The sequence below is a fragment of the Pedobacter aquatilis genome (genome assembly GCF_032678425.1).
Taxonomy (GTDB): Bacteria; Bacteroidota; Bacteroidia; order Sphingobacteriales; family Sphingobacteriaceae; genus Pedobacter; species Pedobacter aquatilis_B.
In genome coordinates this window covers 105,994-128,642 of sequence record NZ_JAVTSG010000004.1, presented here as the reverse complement: position 1 = coordinate 128,642, position 22,649 = coordinate 105,994, and the positions used below count along the sequence as shown (strand labels likewise).

The 22,649-nt window shown below is 36.9% G+C and carries 21 protein-coding genes; 15 read left to right on the top strand and 6 right to left on the bottom strand.

Annotation, left to right across the window (positions count from 1 at the left end; translation table 11 throughout):
- Window position 1 precedes the first annotated feature (1 nt).
- From R2Q16_RS13955 to R2Q16_RS13945, 3 genes are all read left to right on the top strand, one after another.
- Entirely contained in the window at window positions 2–202 is a 201-nt protein-coding gene (locus tag R2Q16_RS13955) for a twin-arginine translocase TatA/TatE family subunit (RefSeq protein ID WP_029287719.1), read from the top strand.
- A 15-nt stretch (window positions 203–217) separates the two neighbouring features.
- On the top strand, window positions 218–1,636 hold the full coding sequence (gene gatA / locus R2Q16_RS13950; protein WP_316737820.1) for an Asp-tRNA(Asn)/Glu-tRNA(Gln) amidotransferase subunit GatA: 1,419 nt from the start codon (window positions 218–220) through the stop codon (window positions 1,634–1,636).
- A 333-nt stretch (window positions 1,637–1,969) separates the two neighbouring features.
- Window positions 1,970–3,373: a lytic transglycosylase domain-containing protein gene (locus R2Q16_RS13945; protein WP_316737819.1), complete on the top strand. Its 1,404-nt coding sequence runs from the start codon at window positions 1,970–1,972 to the stop codon at window positions 3,371–3,373.
- Window positions 3,374–4,701: 1,328 nt separating this feature from the next.
- On the opposite strand, the gene R2Q16_RS13940 is transcribed toward R2Q16_RS13945, so the two are convergent.
- Window positions 4,702–6,021, bottom strand: a complete 1,320-nt coding sequence (locus R2Q16_RS13940) for an amidohydrolase family protein (RefSeq protein ID WP_316737817.1) — start codon at window positions 6,019–6,021, stop codon at window positions 4,702–4,704.
- Window positions 6,011–9,034: an amidohydrolase family protein gene (locus R2Q16_RS13935; RefSeq protein ID WP_316737816.1), complete on the bottom strand. Its 3,024-nt coding sequence runs from the start codon at window positions 9,032–9,034 to the stop codon at window positions 6,011–6,013. Before R2Q16_RS13935 ends, R2Q16_RS13940 begins: the two co-directional genes overlap by 11 nt.
- A 114-nt stretch (window positions 9,035–9,148) precedes the next feature.
- Here R2Q16_RS13935 and R2Q16_RS13930 point away from each other — a divergent pair, with 114 nt between their 5' ends.
- The 10 genes from R2Q16_RS13930 to R2Q16_RS13885 all read left to right on the top strand — a co-directional run bounded on the left by R2Q16_RS13930 (window position 9,149) and on the right by R2Q16_RS13885 (window position 16,962).
- Window positions 9,149–9,622: a cytochrome B gene (locus R2Q16_RS13930; protein WP_316737815.1), complete on the top strand. Its 474-nt coding sequence runs from the start codon at window positions 9,149–9,151 to the stop codon at window positions 9,620–9,622.
- Window positions 9,623–9,885: 263 nt separating this feature from the next.
- Window positions 9,886–11,283 (top strand): anthranilate synthase component I family protein, encoded by a 1,398-nt coding sequence (locus R2Q16_RS13925; RefSeq protein ID WP_316737814.1) that lies wholly within the window; start codon window positions 9,886–9,888, stop codon window positions 11,281–11,283.
- A gap of 29 nt (window positions 11,284–11,312) precedes the next feature.
- Window positions 11,313–11,894 (top strand): aminodeoxychorismate/anthranilate synthase component II, encoded by a 582-nt coding sequence (locus R2Q16_RS13920; protein WP_316737813.1) that lies wholly within the window; start codon window positions 11,313–11,315, stop codon window positions 11,892–11,894.
- 84 nt (window positions 11,895–11,978) lie between these two features.
- A complete protein-coding gene (trpC, locus tag R2Q16_RS13915) occupies window positions 11,979–12,761 on the top strand; it encodes an indole-3-glycerol phosphate synthase TrpC (protein ID WP_316737812.1) in 783 nt (260 codons plus the stop codon).
- A gap of 107 nt (window positions 12,762–12,868) precedes the next feature.
- Window positions 12,869–13,240 carry a hypothetical protein gene (locus R2Q16_RS13910; protein WP_316737811.1) on the top strand — a complete coding sequence of 124 codons (372 nt, stop codon included), beginning with the start codon at window positions 12,869–12,871 and terminating at the stop codon, window positions 13,238–13,240.
- Window positions 13,241–13,513: 273 nt separating this feature from the next.
- Window positions 13,514–14,704 (top strand): GTPase HflX, encoded by a 1,191-nt coding sequence (gene hflX / locus R2Q16_RS13905; RefSeq protein WP_316737810.1) that lies wholly within the window; start codon window positions 13,514–13,516, stop codon window positions 14,702–14,704.
- Window positions 14,705–14,799: 95 nt separating this feature from the next.
- Complete coding sequence (gene rbfA, locus R2Q16_RS13900) at window positions 14,800–15,177, top strand: 30S ribosome-binding factor RbfA (RefSeq protein ID WP_316737809.1); 378 nt, start codon at window positions 14,800–14,802, stop codon at window positions 15,175–15,177.
- A gap of 5 nt (window positions 15,178–15,182) precedes the next feature.
- Window positions 15,183–15,875 carry a peptidoglycan DD-metalloendopeptidase family protein gene (locus tag R2Q16_RS13895; RefSeq protein ID WP_316737808.1) on the top strand — a complete coding sequence of 231 codons (693 nt, stop codon included), beginning with the start codon at window positions 15,183–15,185 and terminating at the stop codon, window positions 15,873–15,875.
- Window positions 15,876–15,919: 44 nt separating this feature from the next.
- Window positions 15,920–16,573: an energy transducer TonB gene (locus R2Q16_RS13890; RefSeq protein ID WP_316737807.1), complete on the top strand. Its 654-nt coding sequence runs from the start codon at window positions 15,920–15,922 to the stop codon at window positions 16,571–16,573.
- A complete protein-coding gene (locus tag R2Q16_RS13885; RefSeq protein ID WP_316737806.1) occupies window positions 16,573–16,962 on the top strand; it encodes a hypothetical protein in 390 nt (129 codons plus the stop codon). The genes R2Q16_RS13890 and R2Q16_RS13885 overlap by 1 nt, the downstream gene beginning before the upstream one ends.
- A 31-nt stretch (window positions 16,963–16,993) precedes the next feature.
- Here the strand turns inward: R2Q16_RS13885 and R2Q16_RS13880 are convergent, their stop codons facing one another.
- Window positions 16,994–17,848: a diacylglycerol/lipid kinase family protein gene (locus R2Q16_RS13880; protein WP_316737805.1), complete on the bottom strand. Its 855-nt coding sequence runs from the start codon at window positions 17,846–17,848 to the stop codon at window positions 16,994–16,996.
- A gap of 62 nt (window positions 17,849–17,910) precedes the next feature.
- Here R2Q16_RS13880 and R2Q16_RS13875 point away from each other — a divergent pair, with 62 nt between their 5' ends.
- Window positions 17,911–18,885 (top strand): App1 family protein, encoded by a 975-nt coding sequence (locus R2Q16_RS13875; RefSeq protein ID WP_316737803.1) that lies wholly within the window; start codon window positions 17,911–17,913, stop codon window positions 18,883–18,885.
- A gap of 122 nt (window positions 18,886–19,007) precedes the next feature.
- Here the strand turns inward: R2Q16_RS13875 and R2Q16_RS13870 are convergent, their stop codons facing one another.
- Window positions 19,008–19,376, bottom strand: coding sequence for a YccF domain-containing protein (locus tag R2Q16_RS13870; protein WP_316737802.1), 369 nt, complete (start codon window positions 19,374–19,376; stop codon window positions 19,008–19,010).
- A 107-nt stretch (window positions 19,377–19,483) separates the two neighbouring features.
- Here R2Q16_RS13870 and R2Q16_RS13865 point away from each other — a divergent pair, with 107 nt between their 5' ends.
- Window positions 19,484–19,831, top strand: coding sequence for a hypothetical protein (locus R2Q16_RS13865; protein ID WP_316737801.1), 348 nt, complete (start codon window positions 19,484–19,486; stop codon window positions 19,829–19,831).
- A gap of 133 nt (window positions 19,832–19,964) precedes the next feature.
- Here R2Q16_RS13865 and R2Q16_RS13860 read toward each other — a convergent pair whose 3' ends face one another.
- Both R2Q16_RS13860 and R2Q16_RS13855 read right to left on the bottom strand, forming a co-directional pair.
- Window positions 19,965–21,164 carry a DUF1501 domain-containing protein gene (locus R2Q16_RS13860; protein ID WP_316737800.1) on the bottom strand — a complete coding sequence of 400 codons (1,200 nt, stop codon included), beginning with the start codon at window positions 21,162–21,164 and terminating at the stop codon, window positions 19,965–19,967.
- 11 nt (window positions 21,165–21,175) lie between these two features.
- Window positions 21,176–22,618 carry a DUF1800 domain-containing protein gene (locus R2Q16_RS13855; RefSeq protein WP_316737799.1) on the bottom strand — a complete coding sequence of 481 codons (1,443 nt, stop codon included), beginning with the start codon at window positions 22,616–22,618 and terminating at the stop codon, window positions 21,176–21,178.
- Between the last annotated feature and the right edge of the window lie 31 nt (window positions 22,619–22,649).

The following is a 22,649-nucleotide window of genomic DNA, read 5'->3' as shown; positions in this document are numbered from 1 at the left end:
TATGTTAAATACAACAATAGCAGCAATGCTTGGCACACCAGAAATTATCATTATCGCGGTAGTGGTACTTTTATTATTCGGTGGTAAAAAAATCCCTGAACTTATGCGTGGCTTAGGTAAAGGTGTTAAAGAATTTAAAGATGGTAAAGATGGTGTAGATGGAGAACAAGTAGATCCATCGAACCGCGATAAAACTGTTTAATACAAATTTTTAGTTTTGAAGAAATACAGCTCTCTTAAAGAGGTTCAAACGCTCATTTCGCAGAAGCAATTAACTTTACCCGATTTATTGGCTTATTATTTTAAGCAGATTAAAGCAAACGAACACCTCAATGCATTTAATGAGGTGTTTTTTTATTCGGCAGAGGCACAAGCGAAAGCGGTACAGCAAAAAATAGATGAAGGTACGCAAGGTAAGCTTGCAGGCATGGTTATCGGTATAAAAGATAATATTTGCTATAAAGATCATATTGTTACGGCATCTTCAAAAATGCTCGATGGATTTGTATCTCCTTACTCCTCTACAGTTGTACAACGTTTGTTACAAGAAGATGCGATAATTATTGGTCGCCTAAATTGTGATGAATTCGCAATGGGCGGTTCAAATGAAACCTCATACTTTGGAGCTGTAAAAAACGCCGCCAATCCCGAACTCGTTCCGGGTGGTTCTTCAGGCGGTTCGGCAGTTGCTGTTCAGGCGGATATGTGTCTGGCTGCTTTAGGAACTGATACCGGTGGTTCTGTTCGTCAGCCGGCAGCCTTTTGCGGGCAAATTGGCTTAAAACCAACCTACGGAAGAATATCAAGATATGGCGTAATTGCCTATGCTTCTTCTTTTGATCAGGTTGGTCCAATAACTTCTTCTGTTGACGATGCTGCAATATTATTACAAGTATTAGCTGGAGCAGATGAGAACGATTCAACAGTTTCTCCTTTAGAAGTGGCTGATTATCCTGCACGTTTGGGCAATGATAAAAAACAAAAAATTGCAGTTTTAAAGGAAACGATTGAAAACGATGCGCTCAACCCTGAAATTAAGTCGGCGATATTAAAATCAATCGAAGATTTAAAGCAAAAGGGCCACACTGTTGAGTATGTATCTTTTGATTTACTCGATTATCTTGTCCCGGCTTATTACATTTTAACCACTGCTGAGGCTTCGTCTAACCTTTCCCGCTACGATGGTGTACATTATGGCTATCGTAATGAAGAAGCAAAATCGCTCACAGATTTATATAAATTTTCTCGTTCAGAAGGTTTTGGTGAGGAAGTAAAACGCCGTATTTTACTTGGAACATTTGTTTTAAGTGCCGGATATTACGACGCTTATTATCAAAAAGCACAACAAGTCAGAAGGTTAATCAGAGAAAAGCTTGATGAATTATTCAAATCTTATGATTTAATTTTATCGCCTGTCGCACCAACACCTGCGTTTAAAATAGGCGATAATATGCAAGATCCGTTAGTGATGTATATGGCTGATATTTTTACGGTTCTACCTTCTTTAAGTGGTAATCCGGCTATTGCTTTGCCTTTGGGCAATAATAGTGAAGGTTTGCCGTTAAGTATTCAGTTTATAGCCAGGCATTTTGAGGAGGAAGCATTGCTAGCTTTTTCAAATTCATTTTTAAAATAACCTGTCAATTCGAGTTTAAAGCAGTCTCTTATCGTTTAAGAGATTTTTATTTTGGAAATTGAAGCATTTACCTTTTGGCCGATTGTAGTCCCGCTTTCTGTTTCTCCCGATGAAAAATCGGGATTCACGTCAATCGGGTTTAGGTACAAAGGTTTGTGCAGGTAGGAAACATTAAAATGAAATGCAAAACCTGCCTTTTAGCCCCGGGTGCAGCGGTTACCCTACAGCAAGGAGGGTACCGACGAAGCGAAGCGTATTAGCGGAACACGGGAAGAATTTTTAATTAGTGTACATAATTGCGCTACAATTTAGTTTTATATTAAACCAGAACGCATGATTAAAAAGTTACTTTTTACCTGTATTTGTGCCCTCACCGGATTTGTAATCAGCGCATCTGCACAGCAAATTCTTAAAGCAGATAGTCTTTATAAAAAGCAAAATAATATTTTTATCAATACCGATACGGTTGCCGTTCCTTTGGCCGTAGAAAATCCATTGCTTTTAAATCAAAATTACATTTATAAACTTCGTTTAGATTCTGTGACGCAAATTGTTCCACTGCCTCATAACGAGTATGTGCAGCAATACATTGACATTTATGTTAAACGTAAAGATATGTTTGGCAAAATGCATGGTTTGTCAGATTACTATTTCCCGATTTTTGAGAAAGCACTAAGGGATTATAATATTCCACAAGAAATAAAATACTTAACCATTGTAGAATCTCAAATGAATCCTCATGCCATTTCTAGAGTTGGTGCGACCGGAATCTGGCAGTTTATGTTTGGTACGGGGAAAGCTTACGGTTTAAAAATGGATAATTACGTTGATGAACGTAAAGACCCTATTCAAGCGAGTTATGCGGCAGCAGCGTATTTCAGAGATGCATTTGAAGAACTGGGCGATTGGCTTCTGGCTATTGCAGCTTACAACTGTGGCAAAGGAAATGTAAATCGAGCAATTGACAAGGCAGGCTCTCGTGATTTTTGGGAGATAAGACAATTCCTGCCAAAAGAAACCAGGAATTATGTTCCGGCATTTATAGCTGCGGTTTATGTAATGAATTATTCGGGTAAACACCAAATTACTGAACTTGCCAGCAACCTGATTTTGAAAACGGATACCATGCAGGTTAATCATTTTGTTTCTTTGCAGGCTATTGCTAAGGTTTTAAATACCGAAGAAAGTACCTTATTTGCCTTAAATCCCTGGTATAAAAAGAAAATAATAAATGGCACAGCTGATTTGCCGAAACGAGTTATCCTGCCTCGCTTAAAAAGTGCTGATTTAGCGGTGCTTTACGATGTATTGAATAATGATGAGTCGGATGGTGATATGCGTATTATTGAGGCTAGTACAGATGATGTACGAGAGCTTAGGAAGAAAAAGGTTATAACGAATTCTTCGGCAGCTATTATATACCATAAAGTAACATCCGGACAAAACCTAACTTCTGTTGCCAATAAATATGGTATCGAAGTTCAGGATTTAAAAGTTTGGAATGGTTTACAAAGCAAAACAATTGTTCCTGGACAAAAGCTTAAAGTTTACACTAAAAAATCAGTTCCATTAAAAGCGCCTGTTTCTTATTTAACTTACATTGTTAAACGTGGCGATACCCTTTCTGAAATTGCTGAAAAATTTGATGGCGCTACGGTTCAAAGTATCCGCAAAGACAACCGACTTGCCAAAGCGGGTTTGCAGCCTGGGATGGTGCTAAAAATTAGCAAGGGCTAAGTTTTGTAATTTACCTTAAGTCTGCCCGTCTGGGTATTATCATGAATACCTTTCAGAATATCTAGTTTTGACTGGATTTTATTACGATTACCCAATCAAACAGGAATGTGTATAGGATTTGAATGGGATTAAAGTCGCTATAAGGTCACTACAAGGTCGCTATAACCTCGCTATAAGATGATGCTGAAATAAATGTTTTAGATGCCTAATTTTATACCTATGGCAGGGCGATAGAGTTACTATAGTAAAGATACTCAAATTATTGCAATTGTCTTGTGCTGACAAGTCTTTTTGAGTTTCTGACTATTTGGGATGTTAGCAAAGCGCATCCCGAACGGAGGAATAAGTTTGGATTTCAAATCCTCGTTTATTAAAGCTTCGAGATGCCTTTCAGAACATCTCGAAGAACTGGTTGAAAAACAAGGTCTCCTGACCGACATTTGGCGTTGAAATGTATTGATTCAGTCTAAGTATTCCGTTTTTAATAATAGTTTAAGTGACCGCTGAAATAGCGAACACTTAAACTAGCCGGGCATCGGAAATCAGTTATGAACTAGGATTTGAAATCCTTGTTTATCAAAACTTCGAGATGCCTTTCAGAACATCTCGAAGAGCTAGGTTGGGATTATCGGGGACAAATATGCCCAATAAATAAACTATATAACTCTAATATTTCTAATGATTTAACGGAAATTCTCTACTAATATGATGTTTTAGAGGTTATAAATGGCTTTTAACATGTTTTCCATTTAAATACTATGTGTTTGGCATACTATTTTATTTGGTATGAAATAAATCAATATTAGTTATGATTAAAGATAGTAAGGTAAATTATAAGATACTGATTGTTCAGTTTGTACTATTGGGAACTTGTTTAAGCTTGTACTTAGTTGACCCTTTGAAACGTGGTTTTTTTCCTCCAAGATTAATTTTGCCGTCAGCTTCAGTTGTGAATGCAATTTTGCTTCTATTGAATAGGTGGTATTCACAGTTATTTACCTTTTTTATATCATTAAGTCTTATCGTTTGGTATTTTTTGGCTTGAGCCAGAAAAATACCAACTAGTTTAAGTGTTCGCTTTTTCAGCGTTCACTTAAATCTTCGGAGAAAAATTAAGCCTTGTTTTACAATTGCGCAGTAAAAAAAACTTGCTATTCTTTATATTAGCAAAGCGCATCCAAAACGTAGGAATAAGTTAAGATTTCAAATCCTTGTTTTATCAAAACTTCGATATGCTTTTCAGAACATCTCGAGGAACTGGTTCTTTGTCAATAAAAAAAAACGGTCAATAATTTAATACTGACCGTTTCTCTTAAGTTTATCTTGGTTTATTTCTTTTCAGCTTCGTATTTATCGCTGAATTTTTTATCAAGCTGTTTATGCAGGTTATCCAAGTTGATATCTCTTCCTTGAATAAAAGCCTGCTCTACTTTATTGGTGCGCATATCTAGTGCATCACCTACTGAGATAAAGAAAGTTGCATCTTTTCCGGTTTCGATACTGCCTGTGGTTTTATCTACACCCATAACTTTTGCTGCATTAAGTGTAATTGTTGATAAAGCTTTTTCTTTATCTAAACCCCAAGCTGTTACTGTTCCTGCCATAAAAGGTAGGTTGCGTTGTTGCCAGTAACCATCAATACTTAATACCACATTTAAGCCTGCATTAGCCAAAACCGCTGCGTTTTTATACGGCATGTTCACATCATCATCATTATTATTTGGTAATGCATGAGGTTGTTTAACCACGACAGAAACGTTGTTTTCTTTTAAGAAATCGATGATAAGATAAGCTTCATCTGCACCGGTAATTACAGGTGTGATGCCAAACTTTTTGGCAAAGTTTACTGCTGCAACTATATCTTTCTGACTTTCAGCCGCGATGAACAATTTCTCTTTTCCAGCGAAAACAAGTTTCATCGCATCGAAACGAGTATTAATCACCTCTGGTTTACCCATTTCTGAATAAGCTTTTGCTTCAGCGAAAAAAGAATTTAATTGATTAATCGCAGCCTGCGTACGTTCGTTTAGCATTTCTGGCGAAACTTGGGGGCGACCAAAGCCTCCAAAACCGCCACGGAAACGAGGTGTAACTGGCCAGGTCATGTGCATGGCATCATCCGTTTTAATTGCAGCATCTTCCCAGTTCCAGGCATCTAATTGTACAACCGATGAACTTCCTGATACTGTTCCACCTTGTGGGGTTGGTTGTGCCATTAAAATACCGTTGCTACGCAAAGTTGCCGGAACTTTAGAATCGGTGTTATAAGCTACGATAGAACGAATGTGCGAATTGTAATCGCCTATCTCCTGAAAATCTAAAGTTGCTTTTATTGATTCCGTTTCTGCTAAACCTAAATTAGTTGTTGCTGCAATTAAGCCTGGGTAAATGTGTTTGCCTGAAGCGTTGATTCGAACTACATCATCTACAGGTGCTTGTCCGTTTGCTGAAACCGATACAATCTTGCCATTACTGAAAACAATTGTTCCGTTTTCGATTACCGTGCCGTTCCCTACGTGTATGGTTGCACCCGTAATGGCAATGGTTTTGGTTTGTTTTTTTGCTGGCGATATGTTTGCCTGAGCAAAGCACATCAGGCTAGATGCCGATAAAGCCAGACTTAATAAATACTTTATATTAGTGTGCATGTTCTGTTTCGTTTAAGTCTGCTGAATAATCTCCTAAAGTTTCGCAATTGTAAAGACGTGGAGCAGGGCCAAACGGACGTTGTGTACGACCACCTGTATTTTTGCTTTCTAACATCTTTTGAATTAAACGAGCCTTTTCTCCTTGTTGTGTTTTAATCACCTGTGCATCTTTTTCCAAATCCCAGTAAGCAACACCATCAACAAAAGTTTTTTCTGCTTTTGCATAAATTGATAAAGGATTTGCCGACCAGATAACCACATCAGCATCTTTGCCAGGTTTTAAGCTGCCAACTTTATCATCAATATGAAGCATACGAGCTGGATTTAAAGTCACAAATTTTAATGCATCTTCTTCCGGAACATTACCATAAAGCACTGATTTTCCTGCTTCCTGATTTAAGTGACGAGCCATTTCAGCATCATCAGAGTTAAAAGCTGTTCTAACCCCAACATTGTGCATAATTTTACCGTTGTAAGGAATTGCCTCGGCAACTTCATTTTTGTAAGCCCACCAATCAGAGAATGTAGATGCAGCAATACCATGCGCTTTCATTTTATCGGCTACTTTATAACCTTCTAAAATGTGTGTAAAGGTGTTGATTTTGAAACCTAAGCTATCGGCAACATGAATTAACATATTGATTTCGCTTTGCACATAAGAGTGGCAAGTAATAAAACGCTTGTTGTTTAAAATTTCAACTATTGCATCTAATTCTAAATCGCGACGAACGTTATTGCCTTTTACAGCTCTTGCTTTTTCATATTCTTTCGCACGGGTAAATTCATCAACAAAAGTTTGTTCAACACCCATACGTGTTACCGGGAAACGTGCGCCTGTACCAAAATTACTTTGCTTAACGTTTTCGCCCAAGGCAAATTTGATGAAGCCATCAGCGCCAGCAAATTTTAATTCTTCTGGTGATTTACCCCAACGTAATTTTATTAGTTGAGATTGACCGCCAATTGGATTTGCAGAACCATGCAAAATTTGAGAAGTGGTTACACCACCAGCCAACTGGCGATAAATGTTTACATCTTCTGAGTTGATAATATCTGCAATACGTACTTCAGCTGAAACCGATTGTGCACCTTCGTTAATACCTCCGCTACCTGCGATGTGCGAATGCTCATCAATAATACCTGCAGTTACGTGTTTGCCAGTCCCGTCAATAACTTTTGCACTGCCTGCTGATAAACCTTTTCCAACCGCTTTAATTTTGCCGTTTTCTAAAAGTACATCTGTATTTTGCAAAACGCCTTCTTTTTCATTGGTCCAAACGGTAGCATTTTTAATTAAAACACTTTCCTGTTTTGGAATTTCTGTATTTCCAAATGCTCCGAAAGGATAAAGCAAAGCTCCAACAGCTAATGTTGGTTTTGGTTCATCACGTTTAGGGGTTTCTTTTGCTGCTTCTTTATAAGTTGCGGTAAACTTCCCGAATGTTCCATCGGGCAATGCTACTTCGCCTTTAAAAGTAAGCGGACTAGCTGAAGTTAAGTAGCCACTTAAACGTACATCACCCTTTGGGTTTTTCTTTAAGTTAAAGTTGATGCTTGCCCAATCGCCATTTCTGGTAAAAGTTGCGGTTGTTTTTACACTGTCAGCGCCAGTTCTTTCAATTGCTGCAGTTGAGCCACCACCAGTTCCGGTAATTTTTAGGATTAATGCTCCAGCGATACCATCAACATTTAAGTTATAAGTGCCACGAACATCAGAAACATCCATTTTATTTACAATAAAGCGTTTTCCTTGTACCCAGTTCTCGAAAATGATATTTTCTTTTTTGAATAGATTATCTGATGAAATCAGAAAGTTGGCCACTTTACCTTTTTCCAATGAACCCACTTTATCATTGATGCCTAAAAGAGCTGCCGGGATTTCGGTAACAGAAGCCAAAGCCTGCTTTTCAGTTAAACCATTTTCTATCGCAGTGCGGATGTTTGTCCAGAAATCGCGGGTGTTATCCAAACCGAAAGTTGTTAACGCAAACTTAACACCTGCTTTTTCTAGTGCAGCAGGATTTGTTGGTGCTAATTCCCAAGCTTTCATTTGGGTTAAAGTAATGTTTCTAGCTTCTGCAGGGTCTTCAACATCATAAGCTTTAGGAAATGCTAAAGGAATAATTAGGCTTGCATTTGTTGCTTTAACTTCTGCAATTCTTTGGTATTCATCACCAGTAGATTTAATGATGAATTGTTTGCCAAATTCTTTTCCGATTTTATCAGCACGAAGAACATTTGCCCAGCCATCAACCTCAAAAATCTGTGGCATGGCCTGTTGTTTGCTAAATTCTTCTAATGAGATGTTGTATTCTTCTTTTTGTTTGCCGTACCATTGCGCATCATAATAAGTTTGACGAAGCAAAGCAATAGAACCCATTAAAGAAGTTGGATAATCATTTGATGAAGTTCCTTTATTGAAAGAATAGTTGGCTGCGGTTTGGTCTTTTAAATAAACGTTGTTATCCGTACCATCATTTAAGGTTACAGCAGCCGAAACGCCACGGGCAATACCATCGCGATTGATCGAGTTAACACTCCCAAAACCAGCTTTACGTAAATCATCAGCTTTTTTACTGTCAACAGTAAAAATGTTTTTTACATAAGTTTCCGGTCTGATGGATTCGTTCCATCCATAAGCGCCTTTTTTTGTAGATACAAAAATAGATTGGCGCTGACCACCAAAACCACGAGCCTGAGTTGCAGCATCTGGTGTACCATAACTTGTAAAAGCATCGATAAGCGATGGATAGATGAATTTGCCTTTTAAATCTACAATAACATAACCTTTTGGAACAGCTAAACCAGCACCCAGGGCTTCAATGGTTTGTCCTTTGATTAATAATGTAGCGTTTGATAAAGTTTTAGTGGCATTTACTACAATAGTCGCATTGGTAAAGGCAAACATACCTGGTCTTGTGTCATAAGAACCATTAACAGGGTAGGTAGTTTGCTGTGCAAACAGAATTGTAGAGGAAAATACCAGCGCTACGGCGAGTAAAATTTTCTTCATAATATGTTTAGGGGGTTTATTTTGTTTAAAACTAATATAAATTAGCATCCAAATTGCTTATTAACCTATTTTTTACAATTAATAGCTATTTTTGAGGGTTATTAAAATAAAATCATGAACGAAATTTTAAAAAATGCGCATTCAGGTTGGCGCTATGTTGTTTTCACTTTACTAATTGTTGCAGTTATTAAAGCATTATCAGGTTGGTTTGGTAACAAATCCTACACCGAAGGCAATAGAAAGTTAAATGTGTTTACACTGATTAGTGCGCACATTCAATTGCTTATTGGTTTGGTGCTTTACTTTATCGAAGGCTGGTATGCATTGAGCAGCAAAGGAGCGCCTGCGGTTCGTTATTTTAAAATGGAACACATCAGTATGATGATTGTGGCAATAATTTTAATTACGGTTGGTAATGCTAAATCAAAGAAAGTTGCAGAGGCTGTTGCAAAACACCGTACAATATCAATATTTTTTGGATTAGCCTTAATCATCATCATTGCAACCATTTGGCTTATGGTCAAAGAAGTTCCAGGCAGGTCATTTTTTGGTATTTCTGGGATGAATGTAGTTATCGGTGGAGAATAAACTATTTTCATAAATATTTTCATTATTCAAAATTCTTTATATTTTTGCTGTACATGATTAACAATATACATACATGGCTTTGGCAAGGTAATTCAAAACAGAATTGCGCCGGCTGCGTATGATGAAAATATTCTATCATCCTAAATCTTAAAGAACCATTAAAGCCCGGCGTAGAACCACACGCCGGGCTTTTTATTTTTAATATAATAATTGAAAAAGGGGAGGGATTGCTTCGTCGTTCCTCCTCGCAATGACGAAAAGTAATGTTTAAAATAAATACACAATACAAAAAGATGCTTGCCGATACGACCACTCCGGTAAGTATATATCTTCGCCTTCGCGATGTTTATCCTAATAGTATTTTATTAGAAAGCTCTGATTACCATAGCAGGGAAAATTCGATGAGTTTTGTTTGTGCAGAACCCGTTGCTGGGATTATTTTAAAAGGCAGTCGCCTGGAAACTTATTTCCCTGATGGAACGGTGGAGATTAAGGAAACTAAAAATTTAACGGAAGAGATTGCGGCTTTTAAGGATAAATTTAAGGAAACCGAAATTCTTGAAATAAAGTTCATTACCAGCGGCTTGTTTGGTTACTTTACCTGGAATGCCGTACAGCATTTTGAAGATATTCAGTTTAAATCTGAAACACCCGATGGTGAGGAAATTCCTGAAATGCAATATCATCTGTATCGTTACATTATTGCAATCGACCATTTTAAAAACGAAATCACCCTATTCAAAAATTCTTTTGATGGTGAAGAAGAAGGCGGATTGGAGAAGATGGAGTATTTAATTCAGAATAAAAATTATCCTGAATATAAATTTCAGATAAAAAGTGAAGAAAAATCAAACCTTACTGACCAGGGATTTATTGAATTGGTACAAAAGCTTCAAAAACATATTTATCGTGGAGATGTTTTTCAGATTGTGCCATCAAGAGCCTTTAAGCAAGCTTTTACAGGCGATGAATTTAATGTTTACCGTTGCCTGCGTTCTATAAACCCATCGCCATATTTATTTTACTTTGATTATGGCGATTTCAAACTGTTTGGATCATCGCCGGAGGCACAAATCACGATAAAAAACAACACGGCAAATATTTTCCCAATTGCAGGTACTTTTAAACGCAGCGGAAACGATGAGGAAGATGCAGAACAGGCCAGAAAGTTAGAGCAAGACCCAAAAGAAAGTGCAGAGCATGTAATGTTGGTAGATTTGGCCCGTAACGATTTAAGCAGGCACTGCAACCGAGTTGAGGTAAAATCTTTTAAAGAAGTACAATATTATTCTCATTTGATTCACTTGGTTAGTAAAGTTAGTGGTCATTTGCAAGAAAATGTTAGTGCCTTTAAAGTAGTTGCCGATACTTATCCGGCCGGAACTTTGAGTGGTGCGCCAAAATATAAAGCCATGCAGTTGATTGATGAAAACGAGAAATTGGGAAGAAATTTCTATGCTGGTGCAATTGGTTTCATGGGCTTTAATGAAGATTTTAATCATGCCATTATGATTAGAACATTTATGAGTAAAAATAATGAATTGCATTATCGTGCAGGGGCTGGAATTGTTGCCGATTCGGTACCTGAAACTGAAATGCAGGAAGTGAATAACAAAATTGCTGCGCTAAGAAAGGCTGTTGAAATGGCGAAAGATATTTAAGGTTTTAAATTTACGAATTACGATTTATAATGAGTGACGACAAAAAAACGGTTCTCGTAATTGATAATTACGATAGCTTCACCTATAATCTTGTACATTTAATTAATGAAGTTGGTTACGAAGCGGAAGTTTGGAGAAACGATAAATTCGAGCTTGCTGATGTAGAAAAGTACGATAAAATTTTGCTTTCGCCTGGTCCGGGAATACCCGAAGAGGCTGGTTTATTATTGGATGTAATTAAAACCTATGCGCCAACTAAAAGTATTTTTGGTGTTTGTTTAGGGCAGCAAGCCATTGCCGAAGTTTTTGGCGGTACACTTTTAAATCTGGGCAGACCAATGCATGGCATTGCCACGCCGGTTACGGTTGTAGATGGTGATGAGTCGCTGTTTTGGGAATGTCCGCAGACGATTAACGTTGGCCGATACCACAGCTGGGTGGTTAGTAAAGAAAACTTTCCAGAATGTTTAAAGATTACTGCAAGAGACCATAAAAGTGAAATAATGGCCTTAAGACATGAAACACTTGATGTTAGGGGTGTGCAGTTCCATCCGGAAAGTGTACTCACCGAGTATGGTAAACAAATGATGGAGAATTGGTTGACGGCCTAGAAAAACAAGTCATAGCGAGGTACGAAGCAATCTCTTTTGGTTGAAGATTGCTTCGTGCCTCGCAATGACGACAACAGACATAAGATGAATATTTTAGATAAAATTGTATTACGTAAGAAAGAAGAAGTTGCTGATGCAAAGCAATTGGTTTCAATTACTGATTTGGAAAGCTCAGCTTATTTTGACCGAAAGCCACATTCTTTTAAAGACTTTCTTTTAGCAGATGATAGAAACGGGATTATTGCCGAATTTAAGCGTCGTTCGCCTTCGAAGGGATTAATTAATGGTATTGCTGATGTTGCTGAAGTGACAAGAGCCTACAATAATGCTGGTGTTTCTGCACTTTCTGTTTTAACTGATGTTGATTTTTTTGGTGGTAAAACTGATGATATTCTCGCAGCCAGAGCGGCAAACGATATTCCGATATTGAGGAAGGATTTTATAATTGATGAATACCAGATTTTAGAAGCAAAGGCATGGGGTGCTGATATTATTCTGCTAATTGCCTCTATTTTAACACCATTACAAATATCGGAATTGGGGAAATTTGCGAAAAACCTTGGACTAAACGTGCTTTTGGAAGTTCATGATTTAGCAGAATTGGAAAGAAGTATTAGTCCGAATTTAGATGCTATTGGTGTCAATAATAGGAACCTTGCAGATTTTACAGTAAATATTCAAACATCATTCGATTTGGTTAACAAAATTCCTGGTGAGTTTATGAAAATCTCTGAAAGTGCCATTAGCAATCCAGAAACCATAAAAGAACTTAAAAATGTAGGCTTTAATGGATTTCTAATTGGCGAAAATTTTATGAAGACTGAAAATCCGGGTTTAGCGATTAGAGATTTTGTTAAGGCGATATAGTAGTTTTTAAAATATTGGTTCTGTAGTATTAAGTTTATGGCATCTGCTTTGAAAGGTGTACGTAAATCCAAATTATGAAATCAATTTTAAAACACCTATCATCTACTATGATGATACTCTTAATTTTAACCGCTTCTTCTTGCAGCAAAAAGGAGGATAACCCATCGCCAGAAAGTATTTATCCAAGAAAAGTTTCGGTTGAATATCGGATTACTTCACCATCAGGCTTAACGATGTTGTATAGTATTGTAAGAAGAAATGCAACTGGCGCAACAGAATTGTTTAGCAACCAATCTTTGCCATACTCGTATAAATTTGATATGAATGCTAATCAGCTCGACGCTTTATTAATTAGTGGCACATCACACACTGGTGGCACTATTGATTGTGAAATTTTCGTCGACGGTAAAAGCGTTGTTAAAAAAACAGGTAGTGGAAACACATTAACAGATATTACCGCCACATACGTTTTCGAATAACTACAAATTATAAAACATAATCTAAGCCATGCTGTACATCAGTATGGCTTTCTTTTTTTGTCGGTTTTTTAGGGTTTGATGTACAATCTTTTGTTAAATAAGCCCGATTGAAGCGGAAAGCGCCCGATTTTTCTCGGGCCTTGTAACGAAAAGCGGGACTGCAGCTGCCAAAAGCCAGTAACTTTCGCTTTCTAAATCTTAAAAACTTTTCTTACATCTCTGTGGTTTCTAATTGAAATCACATTTTGCAAATTTTGTATCTTTGCTACATTAATGGGAAAACAGAAATTTTATGATACTGCGATAAAGCAGGAACGGGTAATTTTGGTCGGTGTAGTTACACCCGGCGAAAAGGACGAACAAACGAAAGAGTATCTCGATGAGCTTTCTTTTTTGGTTGAAACCGCAGGTGGGAAGGTAGAGAAGGTATTTACACAAAAAATGCTTAAGCCAGAGCGTGCTACCTTTGTGGGTACAGGTAAACTCGAGGAAATTAAAGCTTATGTAAAATCAGAAGAAATAGATACCGTTGTATTTGATGATGAATTATCGCCATCGCAACTGCGAAATATAGATAGAGAATTAGGCGTTAAGGTTTTAGATAGAAGCAACCTGATTTTAGATATTTTTGCCAATAGGGCGCAAACTGCACAAGCTAAAACTCAGGTAGAATTGGCACAGCTACAATACGTTTTACCCCGCTTAACCGGTATGTGGACGCACTTGGAGCGTCAAAAAGGTGGTATTGGTATGCGTGGTCCGGGTGAAACGCAGATTGAGAGTGATAGAAGGATTATTTTAAACAAAATCTCTTTGCTAAAGGAGCGTTTAAGAAATATCGACAGGCAAAACGAAACGCAACGTAAAAATCGTGGTCAGTTGATTCGTGTAGCTTTGGTTGGCTATACCAATGTTGGCAAATCAACCATTATGAATATGCTTTCAAAATCGGAAGTATTTGCCGAAAATAAGCTTTTTGCCACGCTTGATACTACGGTTCGTAAGGTGGTGATTGAAAATCTTCCATTCCTTTTGTCAGATACGGTTGGTTTTATCCGTAAACTTCCTCACCATTTGGTTGAGTGTTTTAAATCTACGCTCGATGAAGTTCGCGAAGCGGATTTATTGGTTCACGTTGTTGATGTTTCGCATCCAAACTTCGAAGATCAGATAAATACCGTTAATGAAACTTTAAAAGACATTGGAGCAATTGATAAGGATATGATTTTGCTTTTCAATAAAATTGATGCTTATGTTTCGCCAGAAGTAGACGATGAGGATGATGACGGAAAGCTAACGCTTGAAGAATTTAAACGCAGCTGGATGAGCCATGATAAGGTTCCGGTTTTATTTATTTCGGCAACTGAGAAAGAGAATATAGAAGAGTTTAAAACATTATTATACGATATGGTAAAGGCAGCACATGTTGCAAGGTACCCGTATGATAGTAATTTGTTATATTAGGTAAATTAAACGGTAATTGCGAGGTATGAAGCAATCTCTAAAGCATTAGTTTTAAGATTGCTTTGTGCCTCGCAATGACGACAGATAAAAATATTATGGAAAGTAAACGTCAGCAAAAATTTGCAGGAGTGCTACAAGAGGAGTTAGCACAGGTTTTTCAGCGTGAGGGTGCTGCATTTTTGCCAAACACATTGGTAACCATTACGCGTGTTCGCGTTTCGCCAGATTTGGCCGTTGCAAAAGTTTATTTAAGCTTTTTTAACACCAGTAATACCACACTTTCAATTAATACGGTAAATGCTCATGCCGGAGAAATCAGGTATAAATTGGGCTCAAGAATTCGCCATCAAGTAAGGGTTGTACCAGAGCTTACTTTCTTTGTTGATGATACCAACGAATATGTGGAACGTATGGACCACCTTTTCGATAAGATTGCAAAAGAACCAAGGCAACCAGACGAAGAAGCTGAATAGTTTTGATGAAAACTTTTCAAGGAGTTATTCAATCCAATAAATCTGCCATTGGAAAAATTATTGATTTTGATGGCAAAGCCGATAAACTTTTAGCGTTTGATTTTACCGCAGCTAATTCTGAATTAACGGATGAAAGGTTAGCTGACACGGATTTATTTTCAGCCTGGATAAATCAGAAACTTGAAGATAACGGTGCAAAGTTTGGGATTGGGGGTTATGATGAGCATAGAACGATTTACTCAAGAAGTACACATTTTGGTACCGATGAAGAACCCAGACGATTGCATTTAGGTGTAGATATTTGGGCACCTGCTTTAACGCCGATTTCTAATTTCTACGATGCAACTGTTCATAGCTTTGCCAACAATAATAATTTTGGAGATTACGGCGCAACGATAATTTTAAATTATCAAATTGGTGGATATGAATTTCATGCTTTATATGGACATTTAAGTCTGGCTTCTTTGAATGGTTTAGAAGAAGGACAGATTATCCCGAAAGGAAAAGCTTTTGCAACTTTAGGTGTTAAAGAAGAAAATGGTTTTTGGCCGCCGCACCTACACTTTCAGGTTATTAAAGATATGGAGGGATTTAAAGGCGATTATCCGGGCGTTTGTAAGTTTTCTGAAAGGGAAAGATATCTTGCTAATTGCCCAAATCCAAGCCTGATTTTAGATTGTAGCTTAATGTTGCTTTAATCTTTCTGCTTTAGTCTCTTAGCTTTTTTACGTAAATTAGATTGATGAAGAACTTGATTATTCTGTGTTTTATTTTTTGCAGCATCCTGGCTCAGGCACAAATGCAGTTCAAAAACGGGCCATCGGGTTTTGCAACTTTCTTAAAAAACAACACCATCTATCCAGCTTTTTCAAAACAGAATTGTATCCAGGGAAGTGTAAGTATCAGCTTCAAGTTAGACCAAAATGGTAAGGTATATTCATCAAAAATTAGCAAAGGAATTATTTCTGATTTAGATAACGAAGCTTTGCGTTTAATCCGTTTAAGTAGCGGAAAGTGGCAAGTTCCGGCAGGTTATGATACGACGGTTTCTGTAGTGGTTCCTGTAAATTTCAGGCTACAGGGTTACGGCTGCGAAAGGAAATCAAGTAATGAAATAAAAGCTTCTATTAATGCTTATCTGGCTGAAGAAGGATTAACCAATGCGGTTATCAACTTTTATAAAAATAAAGATGCTGCTAAACCCGGACAAGAAAGTCAGATTTTAGCGATAAAATCTCAGTTAGGTATTGATGATGAATATTTCGATTCGCTTATTAATACTGGCCTGAAAAAAATTAAACAGGGAGATAAACAAGGTGCTTGCGAAGATTTTATGATGGTTAAAAATTTGGGTAGCGATAAAGCCAATGACTATCTCACAAAATATTGTAAATAATGCGCTTAACGGTTAGAGTTTTCGCCCTTTTAGATATCATTAGCATTGCTTTATTGGCGCAACCTTTTTGGCAAATTATCACACATTTTAATGAAATTCCTGAAGAAACATTATCACAGGTTAGGGTTGTTTTAACCTTGCCAATGTTTCTTTTACTTTTCGTATCGGCAATTGGCTTAGCATTGTATAAAAGGTTTGGCTTAATCGCTTATTATATTCAATTTCCGGTTCGTCTTATCATCTGGGTTTTTTCAATTGGCTTTATTACGCTTTTGCCAGAATTGTTAAACCTTAAAGAACTTTGGTTTGATATCTTTTTCAAACTCTGTTTTATCGCCGAATTTTTCAGGCTTTATTTCACTATTAAAATTCATAGAGAAGAGTTTTAGAGTTTATTGAAGGACGGTTCATCGCTCTCTTTTAAACAATTACCGAAATCGCCGCTGGCAAAATTTTAGCCTCTACAGCGTTTACCTTTCCAATATACTCGCCATCAACCTGAAAATGTGCCTTGTGCTTCGATGATATTTTTACGCTCGAGGTTTGAAAAACTTCAATCTTTTTAGGGTTAAAAGGAAGTTTGGTAAACCATATTTTCAAAATTTCTAAATACGAATAATCTTTTACCACGATAATTTCAAAAAGTTCATCATCTAGCTTTCCGTCTGGATTTATTTTTAAGCCCGTTCCGTACATGGTTGCGTTGGCAATTGCAACCATTGCAGCTTTCGATTTTACCTGTTTACCTTTAATATCCAGCTCAACATCCATCCGTTTATGATTCCACAAGGCATGCCATGTTGCTTTTGCATAACCCCACATTCCGCGTTCTTGCAAACTATCAAACCGCTTTACCAAATAAGCATTAAAACCCAAATCAGATAGATGAATACAGATTTCATTGTTTAGTTCAATCACATGAATTTTCTTGGGTAGCCCGGTTTCTATAATTTGTAAGGCATCCTCAATTTCTGTGGGAATACCCAACTCTTTAGCCATTCCATTTGCAGAGCCAGCCGGAATTATTCCAATCGGCGTATCCGAATTTAGCAGGCATTCTGCAACCAGTTTCAAAGTGCCATCTCCACCTACCGCAACAACTTTATCAGCTTTGCTTTGTTCTATTTTTGATTTTATTTTTTCGATGGAGCAATCGTCAGGCAGTTCAAATAGATTAATTTCAATATTTTTTTCTTTAAAATATACTGCAATAAATTCTTTTAAATCGATGTTATGACTGCCCGAACCGGGATTAATAATGAATAGTAATTTCATGAAACGCCAACTTCTTTTTGGTGCTTTCAAAACAACTAAATCCAAATACTGTTTTAAAATAGATGAATAAATCGGCGAGTGTAAAAATATATCATGGTTACGGGCATACGCAAAATATGGTGGTGTATGGTCATGTTTTTAAACGGAAAGCAAAAAGCAAGCAGATTTATAGCAATAATTTATTCGTTAATATCGCTCATTTGCTCAAACTCTTTATTTTAAAGCCATATCCATTTGTTAAAATACGTTTGCAGTTTTTTGATCAAACCATTTATAATAAAACTGAAGCCGATGGTTTTTTTAAGTTTGAGTGGAAAGCCAATAGAGATATTGAAGCCGGATGGCACTTTGTAAAAGTTGAGGCATTAGGAACAGATGATTCGGTTTTATGCAGTGGCGAGGGCAAAGTTTATGTACCTCATATTACCCAGTATGGCTTTATTTCTGATGTTGATGATACCGTTATGATTTCGCATTCGGCAACCATTGGGCGGCGTTTGCGGGAGTTGTTTATTAAAAACCCTCGCACCCGAAAAACTTTTCCCGATGCCGCAAGCCATTACCAACAGCTTGCATTATCGCACACCACAAGTGAGCAGCCCAATCCTTTTTTCTATGTGAGCAGTAGTGAGTGGAATTTGTACGATTATTTATTGGAAACCTTCAGATTTAATAAATTGCCCGACGGCGCTTTCTTACTGAACACCTTAAAGCGTTGGAAAGATTTAGTGCGAACTGGTAAAACCGGGCATGAAGGGAAATTACTTAGGGTGATGCGGATTTTAGATGCTTTTCCAAATCAAAAGTTTGTTTTTTTTGGTGATAATTCGCAACAAGACCCAAAAATTTATACTTCAATTGCCGAGAAATATCCAGAAAATATCGAAGCCATTTATATTCGTAATATTCGACCTGAAAAAGAAGCTGAAACCTTGAATTTGTTTGAAAAGATTAAACCATATGCGATTCAAACTTGCCTTTTTAACCATAGTTCAGAAGCTATTGAACACTCAAAAAAGATTGGTTTAATTCAATAATTTTGGAGCGCAATTGCATTGCTTAACGGTTTCGCTAGTCCCGCTTTTCTTTACGCCATGAAAAATGGCTTCAATTCAATCGGGGCTATTTAATTAAGTGCTTATGGTAAGAAACTAATTCGTTAAGAAATTGATTTGCCAAAAGGTGTAAAGGCAAGGTTCATCAGTTTAAAATGCTGGCGACCGAATGGGATGCCCACAATTGTGATGCAAAGTAAAATACCGAAAAATAAATGTGTTAAAGCAATCCAAAACCCTCCACAGAATATCCAGATTAAATTCATTACAGTTGATAAACAACCTGTGTTTGAAGAAGTATCGGTAATTTTTACACCAAATGGCGCCAAGCCAACAATAGCGAATTTAAAACATTGAATGCCGAATGGAATGCCAACTATGGTTAGGCATAATATTAATCCACCGATTATATATTCGAAAAAGATGAAAAGACCGCCGAAAATAATCCAGATAATGTTGCCTATAAAATTCATTTTTTGCTTTTAATTTAAGATAACGTAAAAACAATTTTGTTACAAACAGCATTCAACATAACGCCAATAATTTTTTATTTTAGGGTACACACAAAAGAAACCTTATTATGAAAAAAATTATCATCATGGCGACAGTCGTCGCCTGCTTTGCGCTATCCAGTGTAAAAGCTCAAACTGTTAATGGCGTTCGTTTAAGCGATATCCATGCCGATTATTTGAGCCTATCCATTAATCCTGTATTTGGCGATACTTATACCGTTTTTATCGATTACGGACAGAAGTTTAAACGCTATAAAGAACGTTTATTAAAGAACGACGAAGGCAAAGATTTAACTTTCAATTCTCCCATGGATTGCGTAATGAAATTTAAAAATTATGGGTACGAACTTTTTCAAGTGTATTCAGAACATGGGAAAGATTCGAGTAATGCTATTTATGTTATGAAAAGAAAGTAAATAGTTTCGTCATTGGGAGGTACGAAGCAATCTTAAAGCGATAGTTGTAGGATTGCTTCGTACCTCCCAATGACGATAGCGTTATCAAGAAGTTTAAAAATAATTACATTATGCGATTTTCTATCCCAAAAACTTAAATAAAATCCAATGTGTTGAATTTCTTACTTAAAATATCAGCATTGTTTACATCCAGCCATTTATCTAAAATAGTTCCATAAACCTGACGGAAATCTAACTGGTATTTCAAATCTCCGGTATCTAAATCGCTTAAGTTTGGTGCAGCATTAAAAATACCTTGTTTCTTTAATCTTCCGCCAAAAACAAACATATTATTTGCAGTTCCATGGTCGGTTCCGTTGCTTGCATTTTGTTCTACTCTGCGACCAAATTCAGAAAAAGTAACTACCAAAGTATCTTCTAATTTATTATTGCTCTTTAAATCTTTCAAAAATGCGGCCATGCCCTCGCTATATTGTTTAAGCAAATTTCCTTGCTGATTTAGTTGATTTACATGCGTATCGAAACCGCTCAAAGAAACATAATAAACCCGTGTTTTTAAACCTGAAGAAATAAATTTGGAAACCGTTTTTAACTGATTTGCAAAACCAGATTGAGGGTAAGTTGCCGTGTTTTTATAAATTTTTGATGTGTTTTGAATGTAACTGGCCGACGAAGAAGTTTCGATCATGGTTTTATACAAGTAACCTAAATTATCTTCATCTAAATGCTCTTTATCATTTTGCAACATCGCCTTAAAAAATGGATCGTTTGTATTGCGAAATAATGTGGCCGGGTCTTTTAAAGCAATTCCTTTCTTCGTCATGCCTTTCATAGCAAGCGAAAGCGAATCATCTACTTCAATTGCTGTGTAAGGGAATTTGCAAGTTTGGCAGTTGCTATCCAGGTATCGTCCAATCCATCCGGTAGATAAAAATTGATTGCTATCGCTCCCTGTTTGCCAAATATCCATCGAACGGAAGTGCGAACGATCGGGGTTTGGATAGCCAACATCATTAATTATCGTCATCCAGCCTTGGTCGTGTATTTCTTGTAAAGCGGCCATATTTGGATTTAAACCTTGCATATCGTTTAACTTAATTACGTCTTCAGGTTTAATGGCAATACTTTTTCGCTTTTGGTAATAAATGTCATTGCCAAAAGGTATAACGGTATTTAAGCCATCATTTCCGCCAGAAAGTTGTACCACAACAAGGTTTTTGTACAAACTTAATTCGTCCAGCGCCATGGCTTCAAGCGGTTTCATAAAAGCTGGCACAAATAGCGAACCTGCCGCTACAAAACCAGAATTTCTTAAAAAGCTTCTTCTGTTCATATTTTTAAGTTTTAACAAAGTTGATATTCGGGCATGCTTGTTAATTCTACTGAAGTACTGCGCAAACCTTTATTGTCACTTATCATTGTCGTAATTTTATTATTTAGCTTTGGCTGAAGTAAAAATTCTGCCAATTCTATGGGTGTTGTCCCGTTCGGAATTGAATCTAAAAACTTAGGCCAATCTGCTTTAGCATCTACATAAGATTTTGGTTTAGCTTTTGTATTTGCATTTACAGTTGCCATTCTACTCTGCGCAATCACCGCTTCATCTTCAGGATCGGCTTTTCCGCTAAAATCGATTTCGCCATCATTTAAAACCAAAGATGGAATGCGCATCCTCAACATTAAAGATGAACTATCTATCCAGTTTTGTCCGCCTGGCCACCCGGCCACATTTGGCGGGTTAAATAAGTATTGACCTAAACTGCTTTGCAATTGGATTAAGACCTGTGGCTTATTATATGTAACGTAAAATACCCTGCTTAAACCCACTAAAAATTCGGCAGGCGATTTTATTTTTGTACCCACATTCTCAGGACTATGAAACCAATCGGCAGTAAACATTTTCTTCATCATAGCAGAAATATCATATCCCGATTTGAAAAATGTATCTGCTAAATCTTTAATGTGTGCATCATTGGGCATATCATTTACGAAAAACTTATAAACTTTTTGAGCGATAAATAAGGCCGTTTGGGGTTTCTCTAATATAATATCAATTATGTTTTCGCCATCAAAGTTTCCGGTTTTACCAAAGAAAGTTTTTGGTTGTGCATCGTGCAAATTTGGGCGAAAAATAAATGAACCATCTTTATCATACATCCATCCGGTAAAAGAACGTGCTGATTCTTTTATGTCTTGCTCAGAATAATTACCTCTGCCTAATGTGAAAAGTTCCATTAGCTCACGGGCGAAATTTTCGTTCGGTTTACCTTTCCTGTTTTGTTGATTATTTAAATATTGCAACATTGCAGGCGATTTCGAAACTTCTACCAAAAGCGTTTTAAAACTACCTAAACCATTTGCCCTTTGTATGTTATTAAGCTGTTGTGCAAACATTGGATTGTTGCTTCTGCAGGCAAAATGTCCATGCCAAAAAAGTGTCATTTTCTCGCGAAGAGGGGTACCAGTATTTATCATTTTCTCCACCCAGGTAATATTTAAATCACGGCTTCGCTCGTTCTGCATCTTAACAATTTCCTGCCGTTGCTTTTTTTCTTCGTCGGTTAAATCTTTTTTGGAATATAAACCAGCCTGCATAAGCATTTGCTGTTTTGATGCAGCCGAATCGATAAGCATAATTTCATCTTGCTCTTTCGGTGCTTTAAGTAAAGTATCAACTACTTTCTCGTAATTTTTTCTGCTTAGTTTTTGCAAATCCTTGTAAGAAATGCCAAACCCAGCACGGCTGTAAAGATGCTTTACTTTGTAGAAATTATCTTTCGGGCTCATAATCACAATTTTTAATGTATGACTTAATTAA

Excerpts from the sequence above, each read along its gene's own strand:
- R2Q16_RS13945 (WP_316737819.1), top strand. The coding sequence starts at position 1,970 with ATGATTAAAAAGTTACTTTTTACCTGTATTTGTGCCCTCACCGGATTT.
- R2Q16_RS13920 (WP_316737813.1), top strand. The coding sequence starts at position 11,313 with ATGAGTGACGACAAAAAAACGGTTCTCGTAATTGATAATTACGATAGC.
- R2Q16_RS13925 (WP_316737814.1), top strand. The coding sequence starts at position 9,886 with ATGTTTAAAATAAATACACAATACAAAAAGATGCTTGCCGATACGACC.
- R2Q16_RS13870 (WP_316737802.1), bottom strand. The coding sequence starts at position 19,376 with ATGAATTTTATAGGCAACATTATCTGGATTATTTTCGGCGGTCTTTTC.
- R2Q16_RS13890 (WP_316737807.1), top strand. The coding sequence starts at position 15,920 with ATGAAGAACTTGATTATTCTGTGTTTTATTTTTTGCAGCATCCTGGCT.
- R2Q16_RS13895 (WP_316737808.1), top strand. The coding sequence starts at position 15,183 with ATGAAAACTTTTCAAGGAGTTATTCAATCCAATAAATCTGCCATTGGA.
- R2Q16_RS13860 (WP_316737800.1), bottom strand. The coding sequence starts at position 21,164 with ATGAACAGAAGAAGCTTTTTAAGAAATTCTGGTTTTGTAGCGGCAGGT.
- hflX (WP_316737810.1), top strand. The coding sequence starts at position 13,514 with ATGGGAAAACAGAAATTTTATGATACTGCGATAAAGCAGGAACGGGTA.
- rbfA (WP_316737809.1), top strand. The coding sequence starts at position 14,800 with ATGGAAAGTAAACGTCAGCAAAAATTTGCAGGAGTGCTACAAGAGGAG.
- R2Q16_RS13930 (WP_316737815.1), top strand. The coding sequence starts at position 9,149 with ATGAACGAAATTTTAAAAAATGCGCATTCAGGTTGGCGCTATGTTGTT.
- R2Q16_RS13955 (WP_029287719.1), top strand. The coding sequence starts at position 2 with ATGTTAAATACAACAATAGCAGCAATGCTTGGCACACCAGAAATTATC.
- R2Q16_RS13865 (WP_316737801.1), top strand. The coding sequence starts at position 19,484 with ATGAAAAAAATTATCATCATGGCGACAGTCGTCGCCTGCTTTGCGCTA.
- R2Q16_RS13875 (WP_316737803.1), top strand. The coding sequence starts at position 17,911 with ATGAATAAATCGGCGAGTGTAAAAATATATCATGGTTACGGGCATACG.
- R2Q16_RS13880 (WP_316737805.1), bottom strand. The coding sequence starts at position 17,848 with ATGAAATTACTATTCATTATTAATCCCGGTTCGGGCAGTCATAACATC.
- R2Q16_RS13885 (WP_316737806.1), top strand. The coding sequence starts at position 16,573 with ATGCGCTTAACGGTTAGAGTTTTCGCCCTTTTAGATATCATTAGCATT.
- trpC (WP_316737812.1), top strand. The coding sequence starts at position 11,979 with ATGAATATTTTAGATAAAATTGTATTACGTAAGAAAGAAGAAGTTGCT.
- R2Q16_RS13910 (WP_316737811.1), top strand. The coding sequence starts at position 12,869 with ATGATGATACTCTTAATTTTAACCGCTTCTTCTTGCAGCAAAAAGGAG.
- R2Q16_RS13855 (WP_316737799.1), bottom strand. The coding sequence starts at position 22,618 with ATGAGCCCGAAAGATAATTTCTACAAAGTAAAGCATCTTTACAGCCGT.
- R2Q16_RS13935 (WP_316737816.1), bottom strand. The coding sequence starts at position 9,034 with ATGAAGAAAATTTTACTCGCCGTAGCGCTGGTATTTTCCTCTACAATT.
- R2Q16_RS13940 (WP_316737817.1), bottom strand. The coding sequence starts at position 6,021 with ATGCACACTAATATAAAGTATTTATTAAGTCTGGCTTTATCGGCATCT.